Here is an 18,634-nt window from a genome sequence, read left to right on the forward strand (position 1 = left end):
GTACTGCTTACTGATCGTATCCACGCGGCGGTGAAACAGCCCGGTTCCCCTTTCGCGCCGTGCCTGCCTCGTGCCCGCCTCGTGCTTGTCGAGGATCGTAGAGGCGCTCACCGGACCACCTCTTCCGTCTCCTCCGCGTCCCGCGCGACCAACTCCCGGTATCCCGGCTCCCGTTCCAGCAGTTCCCGGTGCGTGCCCGTGGCCACCACCCGCCCCTCGACCACGTACTGCACCCGGTCCACCCGGTCGAGCAGCAGCGGCGAGGTGGAGGTGACGGCCGTCGTCCGCCCGGCCCGGCCCTCCCGCAGCCGGGAGGCGATCGCCGCCTCGGTGTGGGCGTCGAGCGCGGACGTGGGTTCGACGGCGAGCAGCACCTCGGGGTCGGCGAGCAACGCCCGTACCAGCCGGACGCGTTGACGCTGGCCGCCGGAGAGGCTGCGGCCCTGCGCGGCGACGGCGGAGTCGAGGCCGCCCCGCAGTCCGCGCACGATGTCCTCGGAGGCGGCGGCCCACACCGCGCGGGTGACGGCGTCGGCGTCGCGCCGCTCACGTCCCGACACCATCTCGCGCAGGGTCTCCGCGAAGAGGTCGGCCTCGTTGTCGGCGACGAGGATGCGCTCGCGGACGTCCGCCAACGGGACGGCGTCCAGCCGGACTTCGCCCCAGGTGACGTCGGACGGCAGGTACCGTCCGAGCCGGTCGACGATCACGGCGCCGTCGGCGGGCCGCCCGCAGACGACGGCCGTCAACTCACCGGGGGCGACGCGGACTCCGGACACGGGGTCGTGCAACTCGGCGTCTCCCAAGGGTGCTTGGGCCGTCGGGTGGTCGGGGTCCGGTTCGAGGCTCAGCAGCCGTACGACGCGGCGCGCGGCGACGACGCCCCGGCTGAGCTGGTAGCCCATCTCCACGAGGAAGGACACCGGCACGACCAGGACGGCCACATAGCCGTAGACGGAGACGAGTTGGCCGACCGTGATCTCGCCCTGCGCGGCCAGCCGGGCGGCGAGCCAGGTGACGACGGACAGGAACAGCGTCGGCAGGCCGACCCCCATGGCCTGGATCCAGCTCGTCACCGCGCCGACCCGGTACCCCTGTTCCCGCAGCCGCGCCGAGTCCCGCCGGAACCCCTCCGCAAACAGCCCTTTCCCGCCGAGGCCGTTGAGGACGCGCAGCCCGCTCGCGAGGTCCCCGATCCGCGCGGTCAGCAGGCGCTGGCGTTCCCGGTACTCGGTCTCCGCGCCTTGCAGCCGGGCCATCAACGGCCCCACGACCAGGCCGAGTACGGGCATGCCGGTGAGGACGACGACGGCGAGCAGCGGCGAGACGTCCAGCAGGAGCCCGGCGACGACGACGTACATCACGACCGACCCGAACCCGGGCCCGACGGCCGTCAGGGCGAACGCGATGGTCTGGACGTCGCCGACCCCGATGGTGACGACCTCCCCGGCGACCGTCCGCCGGGGCAGCGCGGCGCCGAGCCGTACCGCCTGGCCGACGACCACCTTCACCGTGCGGAAGTTGGCGTCCATGCGCAGCCGGGTCATCGTGCGGTGGCGCATGATGCTGAGCCACGCGTTGAACGCGCCGACGGCGAACAGGGCCGTGCTCCAGCCGACGAGAGCGCTCATGTTCCCCGGTTCGAGTCCCTCGTCGACCGCCTTCGAGATCATCCAGGGCGCCGCCGCGATCAGCGCCATCCACACGGACGCGAGGGTCGCTCCGGCGACCGCCCGGCCGAGCTGGCTGCGGGTCAGCCACCACAGGTAGGCGAGGCCGCCCCGGCGGTCGGGGGTGCCCGGGTCCGCGTGGGCGTCGACCCGCGCGATCACGCGAGACTCTCCCGCCACGCCCGGTGCAGGTCCGCGAACCGGCCCGTCCCCGCGATCAGTTCGCCCGGGGTGCCGTCCTCGACGATCCGGCCGCCCTCCATGACGAGCACCCGGTCGGCGATCTCCACGGTGGACAGCCGGTGCGCGATGACGACGGCGGTCCGGCCGCGCAGGACGGTCGACATGGCGCGCTGGACGGCCTGTTCCCCGGGGACGTCCAGGGAGCTGGTGGCCTCGTCGAGGATGAGGACGGCCGGGTCGGCGAGCAACGCCCTTGCGAACGCGACGAGTTGCCGCTGCCCGGCGGAGATCCGGCCGCCGCGCTTGCGGACGTCCGTGTCGTAGCCGTCGGGCAGGGCGCTGATGAACTCGTGGGCGCCGATGGCCTTCGCGGCGCGCTCGATGTCCTCGCGGGTGGCGTCGGGGCGGCCGATCGCGATGTTCTCGGCGACGGTGCCGGAGAACAGGAACGCCTCCTGGGTGACCATGACGACGCCGCGCCGCAGTTCGGGGACGGGGAGGTCGCGCAGGTCGACGCCGTCGAGGGTGACGCGGCCCGCGGTGGGGTCGTAGAAGCGGGCGAGGAGTTTCGCGAGCGTCGACTTGCCGGCGCCGGTGGAGCCGACGACCGCGACGGTCTGGCCGGGCGGGAGCGCCAGGTCGAAGCGGGGCAGGATCTCGCCGCCCGTGCGGTAGCCGAAGGAGACGCCCTCGAACTCGACCGCGCGGCCTGGGAGTTCGCCGCGCTGGACGGGGAGTTCGCGGGGGGCGGCCGGTTCGGGGACGGACGGGGTCTGGGCGAGGAGTCCGGCGATCTTCTCCAGGGAGGCGGCGGCCGACTGGTAGGAGTTGAGGAACATGGCGAGGCGGTCGATCGGGTCGTACAGGCGGCGCAGGTAGAGGACGGCGGCGGCGAGCACGCCGAGTTCGAGGGTGCCGTCCGAGACGCGGTAGGCGCCCCACAGGACGATCGCGGCGACGGCGGTGTTGGCGATCAGGCGGGAGCCGGTGACGTAGCGGGCCATCTCCAGGAGGGCGTCGCCGTTGGAGCGTTCGTGCGTGCGGTTGAGGGCCGTGAACTCGGTGTCGTTGACGGCTTCCCGGCGGAACGCGCGGACCGGTCTGATGCCGTTCATCGTCTCGACGAACTTGACGATCACGGCGGCGATGGCCGTCGAGCGCCTGCGGTAGACGAGGCCGACGCGGCGCCGGTACATCCGGATCATCAGGTACAGCGGGCCGAAGGAGGCGACGGCGACCGCGCCGAGGCCGAGGTCCAGCCAGAGCAGCATCGCCGCGATGTAGACGAACGAGAGGATGACCGTGACGAGTTCCTGGAGGCCCTCGTCGAGGAGTTCCCGCAGGGATTCGACGTCTGTCGTCGACCGGGAGATCAGCCGGCCCGAGGTGTAGCGCTCGTGGAAGTCGACGCTCAGCGCCTGCGCGTGCCGGAAGATGCGGCCCCGCAGGTCCAGCAGGACATCCTGGTTGACACGTGCCGAGGTGACGATGAACGCGTACTGGAGGACGCCGGACAGCAGCGCGCACCCCAGATATCCGGCCCCGGCGGCGATCAGCGGTCCGTTGTCGCCGTCCCGGTACGCGGGTACGGCCGTGTCGATCGCGTACGCCACCAGCAGCGGCCCCACCTGCACCGCCGCCTGCTGCACGAGGAGCAGCAGCGCCGTCAGTCCGGCGCGCAGCTTCATCGGCGCGAGGAGGGACCGCAGCAGCACGCCGGTCGCTCCGGGCGGTGTGGGCAGGTCGTCCTGGTCGAACGGGTCCGCCGGTACCTCGGGACCCTTCTCCGGGGCGGTCGTGGTCGTCGTGGGGGCGGTCATCGGCGAGCGTCCTCCTGTTCCCGGGTGGTGGGGTCTTCGTGCGCGCCCGCCATCAGGTACGCGTACTCCGCGTTCGTCCGCAGCAGTTCCTGATGGGTGCCGACCGCCTTGATCCGTCCCTCGGACAGCAGGGCGACCCGGTCGGCGAGCAGGACGGTGGAGGGGCGGTGGGCGACGATGAGGGCGGTGGTGGTGGCGAGGACGTGGCGGAGGGCGGCTTCGACGGCGGCCTCGGTGTGGACGTCGAGGGCGGAGAGGGGGTCGTCGAGGACGAGGAAGGGGGGCCGGCCGACGACCGCGCGGGCGAGGGCGAGGCGCTGGCGCTGGCCTCCGGAGAGGCTGAGGCCCTGTTCGCCGACCTGGGTGTCGACGCCGTGCGGGAGGGCGTGCGCGAAGTCCGCCTGGGCCACCTCCAGGGCCCGCCCGAGGTCGCCGTCTCCCGATGCCGCGCCCATCAGCACGTTCTCCCCGACGCTGGCCGAGAACAGGGTGGGCTCCTCGAAGGCGACGGCGACCCGGGAGCGCAGCTCCGCGCGGGTCATCCCCTCGATGTCCTCGCCGTCGAGGGTGATGCGGCCCCCGGTGGCGTCGTACATGCGGGGCACCAGTGCCGTGAGCGTCGTCTTGCCGCTGCCGGTCGCGCCGACGAGCGCGAGGGATTCCCCGGAGCGGATGTGCAGGTCGATCCCGGCGAGGACGGGCGGGGAGTCGGGGTCGGCGTCGGGGTAGCGGAAGGTGACCCCTTCGAAGCGGAGCCCGTCCCCCTCGGCCGGCGCCCCCGCGGTCACGGCCCTCTTCTCTCCGCTTCCCTCCGCCTCCTCGTCCATCACCTCGAAGTACCGCGCGGTGGCGGTGGCCGCTTCCTGGCTCATCGCCAGCAGGAACCCGATCGACTCGACGGGCCACCGCAGCGCGAGGGCCGTCGACAGGAACGCCACGAGTGTCCCGGCGGACAGTCCGCCGTCCGCGACCTGTACGACCCCCACCATCAGCGCGATCCCGATGGCGACCTCGGGGAGCGTGACGATGACGGCCCAGATCATCGCGAGGAGCCGCGCCTTGCGCAGTTCCGTGCCCCGCAGGGTGCGGGAGAGGTTCTGGAAGGCGCGCGCCTGGCTGCGGTGGCGCCCGAACCCCTTGATGATCCGGATGCCGAGGACGCTCTCCTCGACGACGGTCGTCAGGTCCCCGACCTGGTCCTGGGCGAGCCGCGCCACGTGCGCGTACCGGTTCTCGAAGACGACGCACAGGGCGACGACGGGGACGGTGGGCCCGAGGATGACGAGCCCGAGCGTCCAGTCCTGGAGCAGCATGATGCCGACGCCGACGACGATGGTGACGGCGTTGACGAAGAGGAACGTCAGGGGGAAGGCGAGGAACATGCGCAGGAGCATGAGGTCGGTGGTCGCGCGGGAGAGGAGCTGGCCGGAGGCCCACCGGTCGTGGAAGGAGACCGGCAGCCGCTGGAGGTGGCGGTAGAGGCCGGCCCGCATGGCCGCCTCGACGGCGGACAGCGGGCGGGCGACGAGCCAGCGCCGCAGCCCGAACAGGAGTGCCTCGGCGAACCCGAGGAGGAGCAGCCACAGCGCGCCGAGCCAGACCCCGCCGGTGTCGCCGGAGGCGATCGGCCCGTCGACCATCCACTTCAGGACGAGCGGGATGACGAGGCCCGCGCAGGAGGCGAGCACGGCGACGAACGCGGCGGTGGACAGCCGCGCCCGTGCGGGCCTTACGTAGGGCCACAGCCGCAGGAGTGTGCGGACGGCTGACCGTTCGGTGGGGGGTGCGGGCTCGGCTCGGGTCACACTGGCGAGCCTACGGACCGGCACTGACATCGCCCACCGAGTTTTGGCCGGTCCGTCCTCGGCCGCTGGTCCTACGACCTGCGGTTTCCCAGGGGTTCAGGGGTGTCTCAGGGGTAGCGCCCCGGGAGATCTCAGGGTCACTTCGGGGTCCCCCCGGAGATCACCAAGTGTTCTTCCACTGTTGGTCAAGAGAAGGTTTCCGGCCAACTTCTTGACGCGCACATGACACAGGCCCTTCTCTCCTGCCACCCTTCCCACAACCGCTGCACAGCAACCCCACAGCACCACCACAACAGTTGACCGACGGTCTCCCGAAGGAGTCAGTGGTGAGCAGCAGTCCCTCCCCCAGACGCACCCACTCCCCCTACCGCAGAACAGCCGCCGCGGCCCTCGTGGGCGTGGCGGCTCTCGTCGCCGGCGCCCTCCAGTCCGGCGCGGCGACGGCGGCCCCGAAGCAGACGAGCACGAAGACCGAGTCCGTGCGGCTGACCCCCTCCCAGCGCGCCGAACTGCTCCGCGACGCGGACGCGGGCAAGGCGGCGACGGCGAAGGCGCTGGGCCTCGGCGCCCAGGAGACGCTGGTCGCCCGCGACGTCGTCAAGGACGCCGACGGCACCACCCACACGCGCTACGAGCGCACCTACGCCGGCCTGCCCGTCCTCGGCGGCGACCTGGTCGTGAAGGAGAACGCGGCCGGCGTCACGCAGGGCGTCGTCAAGGCGACGAACGCGACGGTGAAGGTCGCCTCCCTCACCCCGAAGATCGCGGCCGGTACCGCCGAGAAGCAGGCGGTGTCCCGCGCGACGGCCGAGGGCGCCCGGGGCGCGGACGCCGCCAAGGCGCCCCGCAAGGTGATCTGGGCGGCGAACGGCACCCCGGTCCTCGCGTACGAGACGGTCGTCGGCGGCCTCCAGCACGACGGCACGCCCAACGAGCTGCACGTGATCACGGACGCGAACACGGGCCAGAAGCTGTTCGAGTACCAGGCCGTCGAGAACGGCGTGGGCAACACGATGTACAGCGGCCAGGTCACGCTGGGGACGACCCAGTCGGGTTCGTCGTACACGCTGACCGACGGCGGGCGCGGCAACCACAAGACGTACAACCTGAACCGGGGTTCCTCGGGCACCGGGACGCTGTTCTCGAAGTCGAGCGACACGTGGGGCAACGGGCTGCCGTCCAACGCGGAGACGGCGGGCGCGGACGCGCACTACGGCGCCGCGGTGACGTGGGACTACTACAAGAACGTGCACGGCCGCAACGGCATCAAGGGCGACGGGACGGCCGCGTACTCGCGGGTGCACTACGGCAACGCGTACGTCAACGCGTTCTGGCAGGACTCCTGCTTCTGCATGACGTACGGCGACGGCTCGGGCAACAACAAGCCGCTGACGTCGCTGGACGTGGCCGGACACGAGATGTCGCACGGCGTCACCGCCAACACGGCCCGCCTGGTGTACAGCGGCGAGTCCGGCGGCCTGAACGAGGCGACCTCCGACATCTTCGGCACGTCGGTGGAGTTCTACGCGAACAACGCCTCGGACGTCGGTGACTACCTCATCGGCGAGAAGATCGACATCAACGGCAACGGCACGCCGCTGCGTTACATGGACAAGCCCAGCAAGGACGGTTCGTCCAGGGACAGTTGGTCGTCGAGTCTCGGTGGTCTGGACGTGCACTACTCGTCCGGTCCGGCGAACCACTTCTTCTACCTGCTGAGCGAGGGCAGCGGCACCAAGACGATCAACGGTGTCACCTACAACTCGGCCACCTCGGACGGCCTTCCGGTGACCGGCATCGGCCGCGACAAGGCGGAGAAGATCTGGTTCCGGGCGCTGGCCACGAAGTTCACATCGAACACGAACTACGCGGGTGCCCGCACCGGTGCCCTGGCGGCGGCCGGTGAGCTGTACGGGACGACGTCGGCCGAGTACAAGGCCGTGCAGGACGCGTTCGCCGCGATCGCGGTCGGCGCGCGCTCGACCGGCGGGGGCGGTGGCGGCACCGGCACGTCGTTCGAGAACGGCACCGCCGTCGCGATCCCGGACAACGGGCCGGCCGTCACCTCGTCGATCGCGGTGACCGGGCGGACCGGCAACGCGCCGTCCAACCTCCAGGTGTCGGTGGACATCACGCACACCTTCCGGGGCGACCTGGTGATCGGCCTGGTGGGTCCGAGCGGGACGGTGTACCCGCTGAAGGCGTTCAGCTCGTCGGACTCGGCGGACGACGTGGTCGCGACGTACACGGTGAACGCGTCGAGCGAGACCGCCAACGGGACCTGGCAGCTGAAGGTCCAGGACCAGGCGGCGCGGGACACCGGACAGATCAACAGCTGGAAGGTCACCTTCCCGTAAGCCGGTGATCGCTTGAAGGTCGGGCGCCGCTCCCCTGGGGGGCGGCGCCCGATCGTTTCCGGACAAGGGTTCCACGCCGCCGGGAACCGGTTGCGCCCTGCGCGCGTCGAAGCCCCTCCCGTCCGTCCGGAATCCGGCGTTCCGGCACACAGGCCGACGTAAGGGCACCGTAAGGCGGTTCCCAGAGGTTCACGCACGGCACATACCCCCACCTCACCTTTGCCGTCTCATTACCGATCCCCTGTCGGTCCTTTACCGATCTGACGCCCGTTTACATTCCAGAAACGTTTACCGGACAGGCGGTTTTCGGCCAACATCCATGCAGGGTCCTGACATGTACGCGCCCTCGGTGTCACTCTTCCCCCACCCGCCGCACAACTTCACGACTACTCCGGCCGGCCTCCCCAGCCGTGCCCGGACTCCCCCACGAAGGAGCTTGTGTGACCCCGATCTACACGCGTCACAAGCGCACCACCCTGGCCATCGCCACCGCCGTGGCCGCCGGAGCGCTGCTGACCACCGGGCTGACCACGGCCAACGCGAGCGCCACCAAGGTGGACTCCCTCAAGGCCGCCCGCACCCTCTCCGCGGCCCCGCTGCAACTCTCCGCCCCCGCCCGCGCCTCCCTCATCAAGGACAAGCAGGCGGACGCGGCGAAGACCGCGCAGCAGATAGGCCTCGGCGCCAAGGAGGCGCTGGTCGCCCGCGACGTCGTCAAGGACGTCGACGGCACGACGCACACCCGGTACGAGCGGACCTACGCCGGTCTGCCCGTCCTCGGCGGCGACCTCGTCGTCCACCAGACGGCGGCGGGCGCCGGCAAGGGCGTCACGAAGGCGACCTCGGCCACCATCAAGGTCGCCACGCTGACCCCGAAGGTCACCCCGAAGGCCGCCGAGAAGCAGGCCCTCGGTCTCGCCAAGGCGGCCGGTTCCGCCGAGACCGCCGCCGACTCCGCGCCCCGCAAGGTGATCTGGGCCGGCAACGGCTCCGCCCCCACCCTCGCCTTCGAGACCGTCGTCGGCGGCCTCCAGGACGACGGCACCCCGAACAAGCTGCACGTCATCACCGACGCGGCCACGGGCAAGAAGCTGTACGAGTACCAGGGCATCGAGACCGGCACCGGCAAGAGCCTGTACTCCGGCACCGTCAGCCTCAGCACCACCAAGTCGGGTTCGACGTACCAGCTGACCGACAACACCCGCGGCGGCCACAAGACGTACAACAAGGCCCGCTCGACCAGCTCCTCGACCGGCACCCTGCTGACGGACTCGGACGACGTCTGGGGCACCGGCACCGCGTCCAGCTCCTCCTCGGACCAGACGGCCGCCGTCGACGCCGCCTACGGCGCGCAGGTCACCTGGGACTTCTACAAGAACACGTTCGGCCGCAGCGGCATCAAGAACGACGGCGTCGCCGCCTACTCCCGCGTCCACTACGGCAACGCGTACGTGAACGCTTTCTGGGACGACGACTGCTTCTGCATGACGTACGGCGACGGCGCGGGCAACACCGACCCGCTGACCTCGCTCGACGTCGCCGGGCACGAGATGACGCACGGCGTCACCTCCAACACCGCGGGCCTCAACTACTCCGGCGAGTCCGGTGGCCTGAACGAGGCGACGTCCGACATCTTCGGCACGGCGGTGGAGTTCTACGCGAACAACGCCTCCGACCCCGGTGACTACCTCATCGGCGAGAAGATCGACATCAACGGCGACGGCACCCCGCTGCGCTACCAGGACAAGCCCAGCCGGGACGGCTCGTCCAAGGACAACTGGTCCTCGACCCTCGGCAACCTGGACGTGCACTACTCGTCCGGCCCGGCCAACCACTTCTTCTACCTGCTGTCCGAGGGCAGCGGCGCGAAGACCATCAACGGGGTCTCCTACAACTCCCCGACGTCCAACGGCTCCACGGTCACCGGCATCGGCCGCGCCAAGGCCGTCCAGATCTGGTACAAGGCCCTCACCACGTACATGACCTCGACGACCAACTACAAGGGCGCCCGCACCGCGACCCTGAGCGCGGCGTCGGCGCTGTACGGCTCGACCTCCACCGAGTACAAGACGGTCCAGGCCGCCTGGGCCGCCGTGAACGTCAACTAGTGGTCACGGTCCGATGAACAGAGCGGCCCCCGGGAGGAAGGCATTCCCGGGGGCCGCTCTACGCTTGCGCCCATGTCCGAACGGCCTTTCTCGTACGACGACGTGGGCGCGACCCGCGATCCGCACTTCTGCCCTCCGGGCTTCCACCACCTCCGTGAACGCACGCGGATCGGCGAGGGCGAGGCCGTCTTCCGGCGGGCCTCCGAGGCGGTGCTGACCTGGGAGATGCACCGCGCGATGGGCGTCGGCGTCAACGCCTCCGCCGACCGCGCCGCCCTCGACGTGGACGTCACCGTCTCCCTCGCCGGGGTCATCAAGGCGCCCTGCCGGATCGTCTGGACGGTCGAGGAGCACCGCAGGTCCGGCTGGGCATACGGCACCCTCGCCGGCCATCCCGAGTGCGGCGAGGAGTCCTTCCTCGTCGACCGCACCGGGGACGGCACGGTGTGGCTGACCGTGACGGCGTTCAGCCGCGCGGCCAAGTGGTACGCGAAGGCGGGGGGTCCGGCGGTGCGGGGGCTCCAGCTCGCGTACGCGCGCAGGTGCGGGAAGGTGCTGAAGGGGTTGTGTTCGGGGGTCGGGGAGTAGGGGCTTCAAGCGCGGGGCTTCAGCGCATCAACACCCCTCCTCCTTCGATGAGTTCCTCCGACGGCACCGCCACGATCCCCAACTCCGCCGCCGAGGCCAGCAGTCGGTGCGCGGGAAGCACCCGGACCGTGTAGCCGAACGGCCCGGTGCGGTCGAGTGAGAGGGGTCCCTCGTAGGACCAACCCCCCTCCTCGTCGGGTCCGTTGACCGGCTTCAGGGGAACGGGGGTCGCGTCGGTGATGCGGTCCTCCGCGTCGACGCGCCCGGAGAGGGCCTGCACCTGGACGTCCTCGGGGCGCAGGTCGCCGAGGCGGACGCGGACGCGCAGGGCGAGCGCGGAACCGAGTTCGGGTGTGGCGGTGGTGGTGGACGTCTCGACGTGGTCGACGGCGACCTTGTGCCAGGCGCCGCGCACCCTGCCTTTCCAGTCGGCGAGTTCACGGGCCCGCTCGGGGGTCGTGGTGCGGTGCGCGAGGGCGGCGGGGGTGTAGAGGCGGTCGACGTACTCGCGGACCATCCGGTCGGCCAGCACCTTCGGGCCGAGCCGGGTGAGGGTGCGGCGGACCATCTCCGTCCAGCGGTCGGGCAGTCCGCTCTCGCCGCGCTCGTAGAAGCGGGGGGTGACACGCCTCTCCAGCAGGTCGTACAGGGCGTCCGCCTCGATGTCGTCGCGCCGGTCCTGTTCCAGGGTGTCGCCGTCGGCGGTGGGGATCGCCCAGCCGAAGTCCGGCTCGAACCATTCGTCCCACCAGCCGTCCAGGACCGACAGGTTGAGGCAGCCGTTGAGCGCGGCCTTCATGCCGCTCGTCCCGCACGCCTCCAGCGGGCGCAGCGGGTTGTTGAGCCAGATGTCGCACCCCGGGTACAGCTTGCGGGCCATCGCCATGCCGTAGTCGGGCAGGAACACGATCCGGTGGCGCACCCGGGGATCGTCGGCGAACCGCACCAACTCCTGTACGAGCCGCTTCCCGCCGTCGTCGGCCGGGTGCGCCTTGCCCGCGACGACGATCTGGACGGGTCGCTCCGGATGCAGCAGCAGCTCCATCAGCCGGTCCCGGTCCCGGAGCATCAACGTGAGCCGCTTGTACGACGGGACGCGCCGCGCGAACCCGATCGTCAGGACGTCCGGGTCCAACACCTCGTCGATCCACCCGAGTTCGGCGCTCCCGGCACCCCGCTGGCGCCACGACACCCGCAGCCGTTCCCGTACCTCGGTCACCAGCTGTCCGCGCAACTCCCGGCGCAGCGCCCACAGTTCGCCGTCCGGCACATTCGACAGGTCACCGAGCCGCAGCACTTCGGGCGCCACCCACGTCGGCGCGTGCACCCCGTTGGTGACGGACGTGATCGGTACCTCCTCCGCGTCGAACCCGGGCCACAGCCCCGCGAACATCTCCCGGCTCACGTTCCCGTGCAGCAGCGACACCCCGTTGGCCCGCGCGGCCAACCGCAGCCCCATCACGGCCATGTTGAAGAGGTTGGGCTCCCCGCCGGGGTAGGTCTCCATGCCGAGGGTGAGGATGTCCTGCACGTCGATCGCCGGGAGTTCGGCGTCGGCGCCGAAGTGGTGGGCGACCAACTCCCGGTCGAACCGGTCGATGCCGGCCGGGACGGGGGTGTGGGTCGTGAACACGGTGCCGGCCCGCACGGCCTCCAGTCCCGCCGCGAAGTCCAGCCCCTCGGCGTGGAGTTCGGCGATCCGCTCCAGGCCGAGGAACCCGGCGTGGCCCTCGTTGGTGTGGAACACCTCGGGCGCCGGGTGCCCGGTGATCCGGCAGTACGCGCGCACGGCCCGCACACCCCCGATGCCGAGCAACATCTCCTGGAGCAGCCGGTGTTCGCTCCCGCCCCCGTACAGCCGGTCGGTGACACCGCGCTCCCCCGGGTCGTTCTCCTCCACGTCGGAGTCGAGCAGCAGCAGCGGCACCCGGCCGACCCGGGCGACCCAGATCCGCGCCCGCAGCAGCCGTCCGCCGGGCAGCGCGAGACTGACCCGCGCCGCGCTCCCGTCGCCCTCCTGGAGCTGGGCCAGCGGGAGTTCGTGCGGGTCGAGGACCGGATAGTGCTCCTGCTGCCAGCCGTCCCGGGAGAGGGTCTGCCGGAAGTAGCCGTGCCGGTACAGCAGTCCGACACCGATCAGCGGCACCCCGAGGTCGCTGGCGGTCTTGAGGTGGTCCCCGGCGAGGATGCCGAGCCCGCCGGAGTACTGCGGCAGCGCGGCGGTGATGCCGAACTCGGGCGAGAAGTAGGCGACTGCGGCGGGGAGTTCACCGGCGCCGGGCTGCCTCTGGTACCAGCGGGCGCCGCCGGTGTACGCGTCGAGGTCGGCGCCGGCGGCGGCCAGCCGCTCCAGGAACCCGGTGTCCTCGGCGAGTTCGGCGAGGCGCTGCGGGGGGACCGCGCCGAGCAGCCGCACCGGGTCTCCCACGGCGTCCCACCGCACCGGGTCGACCTCGCGGAACAGTTCACGGGTCGCCGGGTGCCACGACCACCTGAGATTCCTCGCCAACTCGGTCAACGGCCGCAGTGCGTCCGGGAGTACGGGCCGAACAGTGAACCGACGGATCGCCTTCACATCCACCTCGCCACGCGTACGGAGGGTGACACACCGCGCTGTGCGTCTCCTGGTCTCCTTCGACGGTAGTGGCTGCACCTCGGGCCGGTCCGAAAAACACCGCAACCCTTTGCTCGTCCTGGTCGGAGAGATATGGCGGCGATATGGCCGATTCCTTCCCCGTAGGCCACCTTGTGACTGTCTCCGGCGCACGAGAGGGTGCGGGAAGGGGTGCGCTCGGGCGGTGTCACGGGCGCCCGAGCGAGGAGGGGGGACAGCCGTGCGACGAAGTCCGGTGGGGGTCCTGGCGGCGGTGCTGCTGACGGCGACGGCCGTGACCGCGGTGCCCGCGCACGCCGCGGCGGAAGGGGTCGTCGTCGGGGCCGGTGAGTCCGGTGCCGTGGACGGGAGTTACCTGGTCACGCTGAGATCGGGCACCTCCGCCGAGGCGGGCCGCGAGATCGCCGCCGCGTACGGCGCGCGGATCACCCACACCTACGGGACCGCGCTCAACGGCTATGCCGTGCACGCCGGTTCGCGCCAGGCCCGGCGGCTCGCGGCCGACCCGGGGGTCGTGTCGGTCGTGCAGGACACCCGGGTGAACGCCGAGGCGGACGCGGCGAGTTGGGGTCTCGACCGGATCGGCCAGCGGTCCCTTCCGCTGGACGGCGACTACCGGGCGCCCGGGCCGAAGGGGGCGGGTGTCACGGTGTACGTGATCGACACGGGGATCAGGATCAGCCACAAGGAGTTCGCGGGGCGGGCGAGTTACGGCTGGGACTTCGTGGGGAACGACGGCTGGGCCGGGGACGGCAACGGGCACGGCACGCATGTCGCCGGGACGGTCGCGGGGGCGAGCGTGGGCGTCGCGCCCAGGGCGCGGGTCGTCTCGGTGCGGGTCCTGGACGACTCCGGCGCCGGGACCATCGCGCAGACGATCGCCGGGATCGACTGGGTCACCCGGCACGCGAAGAAGCCCGCCGTCGCCAACCTCAGCCTGGGCGGGCCCCCCAACGCCGCGCTCGACGCGGCCGTCCGCACCTCGATCAGGGCGGGGGTGACGTACACGGTCGCGGCGGGGAACGACGGGAAGCCTGCGGCCGGGTTCTCGCCGGGGCGGGTGCGGGAGGCGATCACCGTGGGGGCGACGGACCGGGGGGACGCGCGGCTGAGCTACTCGAACTACGGTTCCTCGGTGGATCTGTTCGCTCCGGGCGGGTCGGTGGTGTCCGCGTCGAACGTGAGCGACACGGCGCGGGAGGTGCGGTCCGGTACGTCGATGGCGGCGCCGCACGTCGCCGGTGCGGCGGCGCTGTATCTCGCGGATCACCCGAAGGCCACACCGGCCCAGGTCGCGGGGGAACTCGTACGGGACGCGGTGAACGGGAAGGTTTCCGGTCGGGGTACGGGTTCGCCGGACAAACTTCTCCAGGTCCCGGCGCCCTAGCGGAAGGGCTGTGGCGGCCGGTGCCGTTCACCCGGACGGCGTCGTCCTGAGGTACCGGAGTACGCGTGAGTAGTTAACCGCGCGCCGGATTGCCCACCCGAATAGGGTGGGAAGGCTCCTCCGGTACCACCCCGTCGACCCCTCCGGTACTACCCGGGTACCTCTCGGGTACCCGGTTCGCAGGACCCCGCAGGCCCACCTCCCCACATCCCTCCGCCCACCCTCGTTGACGCGGACAGGAGCGGTCATGCCCGCCACACAGCACTCGTCGGCACCCCCGACACCCCGCCCCGCACCGGAGCGACCCTCCGGTCCCCGAACAGCTCCCCCCACCGGTCCCCCGCCCGGCGCCCCGCCCCCGGTGACCGGCCGGATACCCGTGCTGGACGTCCGCCCGGCCGTCCAGCGGGGCCGCAGGCCCGCCAAGGCGGTCACCGGCGAGACCTTCGAGGTGACGGCCACCGTCTTCCGCGAGGGCCACGACGCCGTCGCCGCCAACGTCGTACTCAAGGACCAGGACGGCAACGCGGCCCCCTTCACCCGAATGCGGGAACTCGCCCCCGGCACCGACCGGTGGGGCGCGGACCTCACCCCGGACACCCCCGGACTGTGGACGTACGCCGTCGAGGCGTGGAGCGACCCGATCGCCACCTGGCGCCACCACGCCCGCATCAAGATCCCCGCCGGGATGGACGTCGAACTGGTCCTGGAGGAGGGTGCCCGGCTCCACGAACGGGTCCCCGCCACCTCCGCAGCCCTGGACGTCGCCGTCGTGGCTCTCAGGGACGACACCCTCTCCCCCGAGGGCCGGCTGCGCGCCGCGCTCACCCCCGAGGTCGACGCGGTCCTCGCCGCGCATCCGCTGCGCGAACTGGTCACCTCCTCCGAGGAGTTGCCGCTGCTGGTGGAGCGGGAGCGGGCCCTGTACGGCTCGTGGTACGAGTTCTTCCCGCGTTCGGAGGGGACGCCGGAAGAACCGCACGGCACGTTCCGCACGGCGGCGCGCAGGCTCCCGGCGATCGCCGCGATGGGCTTCGACGTCGTCTACCTCCCGCCGGTCCACCCCATCGGCACGACGTTCCGCAAGGGCCGCAACAACTCCCTCACGCCGGACGCGGACGACGTCGGCGTGCCGTGGGCGATCGGCTCCCCGGAAGGCGGTCACGACGCGGTGCACCCGGCGCTGGGGACGCTCGACGACTTCGCGTGGTTCGTGGATCAGGCGGCCGGCCACGGACTTGAGGTCGCGCTCGACTTCGCGTTGCAGTGCTCGCCGGACCACCCGTGGGTCGAGAAGCACCCGGAGTGGTTCCACCACCGCCCCGACGGCACGATCGCGTACGCGGAGAACCCGCCGAAGAAGTACCAGGACATCTACCCGATCGCGTTCGACGCGGACATGCCCGGCCTGGTCGCGGAGACGCTGCGGGTGCTGCGGCACTGGATGGCGTACGGCGTGCGGATCTTCCGTGTCGACAACCCGCACACGAAACCGGTCGTGTTCTGGGAGCGGGTCCTCGGCGAGATCGCCCGCACCGACCCGGACGTCGTGTTCCTCGCGGAGGCGTTCACCCGCCCGGCGATGATGCGCACGCTCGGCGAGATCGGCTTCCAGCAGTCGTACACGTACTTCACCTGGCGCACCTCGAAGGACGAACTCACCGACTACCTCACGGAGTTGGCGCGGGAGACGGCCGCGTCGATGCGGCCGAACTTCTTCGTCAACACCCCGGACATCCTGCACGAGTACCTCCAGCACGGCGGCCGTCCGGCGTTCGAGGCGCGGGCGGTGCTGGCGGCGACCATGTCCCCGTCGTGGGGCGTGTACAGCGGCTACGAGCTGTGCGAGAACACGCCGCTGCGGCCGGGCAGCGAGGAGTACCTCGACTCGGAGAAGTACCAACTGAGGCCCAGGGACTGGGAGTCGGCGCCGACCATCGCCCCGCTGATCACCCGGCTCAACGAGATCAGGCGGGCCAGCCCCGCGCTGCGGCAGCTGCGGAACGTGCGCTTCCACGACGCCGACAAGGACGCGGTGATCGCCTACTCGAAGACCTCGGGCTCGAACACGGTGGTGACGGTGGTCAATCTGGACCCCCACCACACCCAGGAGGCCACGGTCTCGTTGGACATGCCGTCGCTCGGCCTCGACTGGCACGAGCGAGTGCCGGTACGCGACGAGCTGACCGGCGAGATCTATCACTGGGGCAGGGCCAACTACGTACGCCTGGAACCGGGTCACCGGCCGGCGCACGTCCTCACGGTCCTGCGACCGTCCCACCCGCACATCGGAGGGTCAGCCACACGATGATGGTCAACGAACCCGTACCGGACACCTTCTCGGACACCCCCGCGAAGGACCGCGACCCCGAGTGGTTCAAACGCGCCGTGTTCTACGAGGTGTTGGTCCGCTCCTTCCAGGACTCCAACGGCGACGGCGTCGGCGACCTGAAAGGGCTCACCGCCAGACTCGACTACCTCCAGTGGCTCGGCGTGGACTGCCTGTGGCTCCCGCCGTTCTTCAAGTCGCCGCTGAAGGACGGCGGTTACGACGTCTCCGACTACACGTCGGTGCTCCCGGAGTTCGGTGACCTCGCCGACTTCGTGGAGTTCGTGGACGCCGCCCACCAGCGCGGCATGCGCGTCATCATCGACGTCGTCATGAACCACACGAGCGACCAGCACCCGTGGTTCCAGGAGTCCCGCAAGGACCCCCAAGGCCCCTACGGCGACTACTACATGTGGGCCGACGACGACAAGAGCTACCCGGACGCACGGATCATCTTCGTCGACACCGAGGTCTCCAACTGGACCTTCGACCCGGTCCGCAAGCAGTACTTCTTCCACCGGTTCTTCTCCCACCAGCCGGACCTCAACTACGAGAACCCGGCCGTGCAGGGCGAGATGATCTCGGCGCTGAAGTTCTGGCTGGACCTCGGCATCGACGGGTTCCGCCTCGACGCGGTGCCGTATCTGTACGCGACCGAGGGGACGAACTGCGAAAACCTTCCTGCAACGCACGAGTTCCTCAAGCGGGTGCGCAAGGAGATCGACGCGAGCTACCCGGACACCGTGCTGCTCGCCGAGGCCAACCAGTGGCCCGAGGACGTCGTCGACTACTTCGGGGACTACTCCTCCGGCGGCGACGAGTGCCACATGGCGTTCCACTTCCCCGTCATGCCCCGCATCTTCATGGCCGTCCGGCGCGAGTCCCGCTACCCGGTCTCCGAGATCCTTGCGAAGACCCCGGCGATCCCCTCGAACTGCCAGTGGGGCATCTTCCTGCGCAACCACGACGAGTTGACGCTGGAGATGGTCACCGACGAGGAACGCGACTACATGTACGCGGAGTACGCGAAGGATCCGCGGATGCGCGCCAACATCGGTATCCGGCGCAGGCTTTCGCCGTTGCTGGACAACGACCGGAACCAAATCGAGCTGTTCACCGCCCTGTTGCTGTCGCTGCCGGGCTCGCCGATCCTCTACTACGGCGACGAGATCGGCATGGGCGACAACATCTGGCTCGGCGACCGGGACGCCGTCCGCACGCCGATGCAGTGGACGCCGGACCGCAACGCCGGTTTCTCGTCCTGCGATCCGGGGCGCCTGTACCTGCCCACGATCATGGACCCCGTCTACGGCTACCAGGTCAGCAACGTCGAGGCGTCCATGTCGTCGCCGTCGTCGCTGCTGCACTGGACGCGCCGGATGATCGAGATCCGTAAGCAGAACCCGGCGTTCGGGCTCGGCTCGTACACCGAACTCCCGTCCAGCAACGCGGCGGTGCTCGCGTTCCTGCGGGAGTACGAGGACGACCTGGTCCTGTGCGTCCACAACTTCTCCCGCTTCGCGCAACCCACCGAACTGGACCTCAGCCGGTTCGGCGGACGCCATCCGGTGGAGCTGTTCGGCGGGGTGCGGTTCCCGGCGATCGGCGAACTCCCGTACCTGCTCACGCTCGCGGGGCACGGTTTCTACTGGTTCCGGCTGCGGGGGAACCCGGGTTAGAAGGTCCGGGCGGGGCGGTTTCCCCTGCCCCGCCCGGGGCACGCATCACTCACACCCCTACCCCTACGGCCCGTTCGGGTCCCCGGGGAAAGGA

Annotated in this window: 10 protein-coding genes; 6 read left to right on the forward strand and 4 right to left on the reverse strand. The window is 70.8% G+C overall.

Going from position 1 to position 18,634, the window contains the following annotated elements; translation table 11 throughout:
- Positions 1–107: 107 nt before the first annotated feature.
- From ACVNF4_RS09485 to ACVNF4_RS09495, 3 genes are read right to left on the reverse strand one after another with little or no spacing between them, the layout of a single operon-like run.
- Positions 108–1,832 carry an ABC transporter ATP-binding protein gene (locus tag ACVNF4_RS09485; RefSeq protein WP_461802258.1) on the reverse strand — a complete coding sequence of 575 codons (1,725 nt, stop codon included), beginning with the start codon at positions 1,830–1,832 and terminating at the stop codon, positions 108–110.
- A complete protein-coding gene (locus ACVNF4_RS09490) occupies positions 1,829–3,673 on the reverse strand; it encodes an ABC transporter ATP-binding protein (RefSeq protein ID WP_461802259.1) in 1,845 nt (614 codons plus the stop codon). Before ACVNF4_RS09490 ends, ACVNF4_RS09485 begins: the two co-directional genes overlap by 4 nt.
- Entirely contained in the window at positions 3,670–5,508 is a 1,839-nt protein-coding gene (locus tag ACVNF4_RS09495; RefSeq protein ID WP_461802260.1) for an ABC transporter ATP-binding protein, read from the reverse strand. Before ACVNF4_RS09495 ends, ACVNF4_RS09490 begins: the two co-directional genes overlap by 4 nt.
- Positions 5,509–5,801: 293 nt before the next feature.
- On the opposite strand from ACVNF4_RS09495, the gene ACVNF4_RS09500 reads away from it, so the two are divergent.
- The 3 genes from ACVNF4_RS09500 to ACVNF4_RS09510 all read left to right on the forward strand — a co-directional run bounded on the left by ACVNF4_RS09500 (position 5,802) and on the right by ACVNF4_RS09510 (position 10,531).
- Positions 5,802–7,835, forward strand: a complete 2,034-nt coding sequence (locus tag ACVNF4_RS09500) for a M4 family metallopeptidase (RefSeq protein WP_461802261.1) — start codon at positions 5,802–5,804, stop codon at positions 7,833–7,835.
- Positions 7,836–8,275: 440 nt separating this feature from the next.
- Entirely contained in the window at positions 8,276–9,943 is a 1,668-nt protein-coding gene (locus tag ACVNF4_RS09505) for a M4 family metallopeptidase (RefSeq protein WP_461802262.1), read from the forward strand.
- A 72-nt stretch (positions 9,944–10,015) separates the two neighbouring features.
- Positions 10,016–10,531 (forward strand): DUF1990 domain-containing protein, encoded by a 516-nt coding sequence (locus ACVNF4_RS09510; protein ID WP_461802263.1) that lies wholly within the window; start codon positions 10,016–10,018, stop codon positions 10,529–10,531.
- A gap of 19 nt (positions 10,532–10,550) precedes the next feature.
- Here ACVNF4_RS09510 and glgP read toward each other — a convergent pair whose 3' ends face one another.
- A complete protein-coding gene (gene glgP, locus ACVNF4_RS09515) occupies positions 10,551–13,106 on the reverse strand; it encodes an alpha-glucan family phosphorylase (RefSeq protein WP_461802264.1) in 2,556 nt (851 codons plus the stop codon).
- Positions 13,107–13,365: 259 nt separating this feature from the next.
- Between glgP and ACVNF4_RS09520 the strand changes: the two genes are divergently transcribed.
- The 3 genes from ACVNF4_RS09520 (at position 13,366) to treS (ending at position 18,540) form a co-directional block, all read left to right on the forward strand.
- On the forward strand, positions 13,366–14,532 hold the full coding sequence (locus ACVNF4_RS09520; RefSeq protein WP_461802265.1) for a S8 family peptidase: 1,167 nt from the start codon (positions 13,366–13,368) through the stop codon (positions 14,530–14,532).
- A 247-nt stretch (positions 14,533–14,779) separates the two neighbouring features.
- The gene (locus tag ACVNF4_RS09525; RefSeq protein WP_461802266.1) at positions 14,780–16,843 is read left to right on the forward strand and encodes an alpha-1,4-glucan--maltose-1-phosphate maltosyltransferase; all 2,064 of its coding nucleotides are present in this window, start codon (positions 14,780–14,782) and stop codon (positions 16,841–16,843) included.
- Positions 16,840–18,540, forward strand: a complete 1,701-nt coding sequence (gene treS / locus ACVNF4_RS09530) for a maltose alpha-D-glucosyltransferase (RefSeq protein ID WP_461802267.1) — start codon at positions 16,840–16,842, stop codon at positions 18,538–18,540. The genes ACVNF4_RS09525 and treS overlap by 4 nt, the downstream gene beginning before the upstream one ends.
- The last annotated feature ends 94 nt before the right edge of the window (positions 18,541–18,634 follow it).

The organism is Streptomyces sp. S6 (assembly GCF_054880855.1).